Raw genomic sequence first — 2,975 nt, 5'->3', positions numbered from 1 at the left:
CGGTCACGGTCACGGTCACGGTCACGGTCACGGTCACGGTCACGGTCACGGTCACGGTCACGGTCACGGCCGCGGCCGCGCCCGGTGCCCTCATCCTGCCCAGCGGCAGTCCGCCGGTGGACGAAGCCGCGCTCGGGGAACTGCTCGTCGGGCGTGTCCGGGACGCGATGCTCGGCCTGCACCACGACATCACCGTCCCGTCTGCGACGGCGTTGCACACTGATATGTCCCGCGCTCTCACTGACTTCCACGCCTGCCGCTACGGCAGCCTCGCCGTGCGCCTGCCCCGGCTCATCGCTGCTGGCCACGCGCGCGGCCGGCAGCGACAGCACAGAGCCCGGGGCGCTGTTGGCCCAGAGCTATCTGCTGGCCGCGCGCATGCTGATCAAGCTCGACGAGCAGCAGCTCGGCTGGGTGGCCGCCGACCGCGCACGCCAGACCGCCGAGGCCGCCGACGATCCGCTCCTGATTGCCGAAGCCGCCCGCCAACTTGCTGTCCTCGCACGCAAGGCGGACTGGCACGACCAGGCGCTGTCCATCGCCCTCACAGCCGCCGACCACCCCGGCCTGCGTGGAGGCGGTCCGGACCACACAGCCGAGCGGGGCCTGCTGATCCAGTCCGCGGCCTACACCGCCGCCTGGGCCGGCGACGCCGCCGGGATGCGGGAGCTGACCGACGAGGCCGCGGCCATTGCCAAAGACATCGGCGGAGACGCCGCATCGCGATCACGCGGCGGCGCCCGTGGTTGAGGCGCCTGCGGAAGCCGCTCGATGTGACCACCTCGACGCCCAGGAGAGCGAGCAGCGAGAGCTGCGCGGTATCAGAGGATGGGGCGAGGAGGGGAAGGGCGACGCGTGCAGTTGCGAAGACGCGGTGCCGGGACATGTGGGCTCCCAAGAAGCAGTTGAGCCCGGCCCACAACCAGCAGCTTCCCCACACGATACCGAATTGTGCTGCGGCGAAACCGGGCGCGCCGGCAGGCCCTCGTATTTGGTTCGGTCCGTGTGCCAGCAGCAGGAGACGATCGCGACTTCCCTCCGCATCGTGACGCCCGGCAGCAAGGGCCACGGACAGGAGTCGCCCGTGCCGAGCGTCCCACCGCGCGGACGGACGGCCCCGAGGGGACGGCGAAGGCAGAGACGGAGTACCTGGCCAGTTACGGTCGTGACGCTGCGGGGAGAAGCCTGTGAGACTGCGGCCAACGGCCAACCGCCATGAACCACTCGCTCAGACAGGCACGGCACAACAACGCCACCAATGGGGAGAACCATGAGGAAGCGGCTCGTCACAGCCCTGTCAGCAACCGCGATGTTCTGTTGCGCACTCGCAGCATCTCCGGCTTCGGCGAACACATCGCAAGCGTTGAGCCCTGCGTCGATCGCCGGGGGATGCACAGAATGGTTCGACTCGGCTGGCCCGGGAGGTGCCGGCCGCTACCACGTTGACTGCCAGGGGAACATCTACGTACAGGCGACAGTGTGGTGCAAGGACGGCAGCATGAGCGTCAGCGCCTGGCGCTACTCGTACGCCAAGGCCGAGTGCCCCTACGGTGTGAAAGCGGCGTCGGGAGATTTCGACACACGAGTGTGAACCACCGGCACCACCCTGATCGGCGGATCTCGGCCAGGCGCTCGCGGTGCCGCTCGGCGAACGCCTCCAGACGCCGCGTGTAGCCGCCCAGCTCGTCCCCCGCGCACCGCGCTGAGAGCCATGGACAGGAGTTCGTCCGATGCCTCGGGGACGAGGAAGTTTCCCGGGTCGATCAAGGCCCACGTGCACCGCCGCACGGCCGGGAGGATCTCTTCCACGGCGGGCCGAGGACCTGCCGCATCTCCGCATGCGGCTGATCGCTCATGCTGTTCCTCCCCCGCATCGTCTACCAGCGCATGCCGAGCGCATCCAGATCGGCCCGGCGTTGTTCGGGGAGTTTCGCGGCGCGTTTGCGGGTGTTGTCGAGCCAGGTGCCGAGCTTGACCACCATAGGCTCGTCAGTGCCGTTCTGACGGCCCGGCAGCGCACCTGCCGTCTCCAGGTGCTCGGTGTGCTTGCGGGGGACTCTCAGGTGTCCTTCACGGGTGTGGAACTGTCGTGCTGCCGCGAGGTTGAGGGCCCACTTGTCGTCCTGGGTCCGCTTCACCGGCCGCTCGTTGTCCTCGGCCGGTGTGATCGTGAGGGTGTTCTCCAGGATCCACTGCTGCACGGGCATCAGCTGTTCCCACCCGTACCGCTGCGCACTCACCCACCGTCCGAGGTCTTCGCCCTGCACCATCACCTCGCCCGTGGCGGTGGGGAGGGTGCCGCCGGCCTGGATGTGGTTCTGGGCGAGGCGGTAGCAGCGCTGCCACCCGGTGTCCCAGGCAGGGCACCATCCCGGGTCGATCGCGTCGAGTTCGTCCCGCCGTGCTTCGGTCATCGCTCCGGCCGCCGACGGGACTGGGCGGCCGGCCTCGCGCAGCTCGTCGTTCTCCCGCGCCCTGCGGGCCGCGGCGCGGGCGTTCTTCGCCCACACCCCGATGGGATGCCCCGCCCAGGTCGCGGTGGTGGAGGAAGGAAATGGCCGTGCGCCGCGGCGTATTCCTTGGCGACGGCGATCCCGTCCGCCCAGGCCGCTTCCTGCTCGGACCACACCATCCCGAGCTTCTCCAGCTCGTATTGAGCCCTGGTGTGATTTGGGGTGTGGGTGCAGGGCTGGGCTGGGGTGTTGCAGGTCGGGTGGGAATCGGTCGAGGTGATTTCGGGCGGGGCGGTAGGCGTCTGACCTGGTGTTATCTCAATTTTATTGAGAATTACCGGTGTTGTTGCAGATGGGTGTCTGCGTCTAATGGCAGTGTCTGTGTTTTTGCTGGTCAGGGGCGTTCTGCATGGTCAGGTGGGTTGGGTTAGCGGCCTCGGGTGGTTTCGTTGGTTTCGGCGAGGTGGTCCAGACGGATGGCTTCCAGAGATGTTTTGGTGATGCGTTCGGTTCCGTCGAGGA

The 2,975-nt window shown here is 68.1% G+C and carries 2 protein-coding genes; one reads left to right on the top strand and one right to left on the bottom strand.

Going from position 1 to position 2,975, the window contains the following annotated elements; all coding sequences use genetic code 11:
* Window positions 1–348 precede the first annotated feature (348 nt).
* Window positions 349–750 carry a hypothetical protein gene (locus tag EES42_RS45180; RefSeq protein ID WP_164495453.1) on the top strand — a complete coding sequence of 134 codons (402 nt, stop codon included), beginning with the start codon at window positions 349–351 and terminating at the stop codon, window positions 748–750.
* Between the two features lie 1,127 nt (window positions 751–1,877).
* Here EES42_RS45180 and EES42_RS35760 read toward each other — a convergent pair.
* Complete coding sequence (locus tag EES42_RS35760; RefSeq protein WP_124722392.1) at window positions 1,878–2,510, bottom strand: helicase associated domain-containing protein; 633 nt, start codon at window positions 2,508–2,510, stop codon at window positions 1,878–1,880.
* Window positions 2,511–2,975: the final 465 nt, after the last annotated feature.

Origin of the sequence: Streptomyces sp. ADI95-17 (assembly GCF_003846175.1) — a bacterium.
Lineage (GTDB): Bacteria > Actinomycetota > Actinomycetes > Streptomycetales > Streptomycetaceae > Streptomyces > Streptomyces sanglieri.
This window is presented reverse-complemented; position numbering and strand designations above follow the sequence as displayed.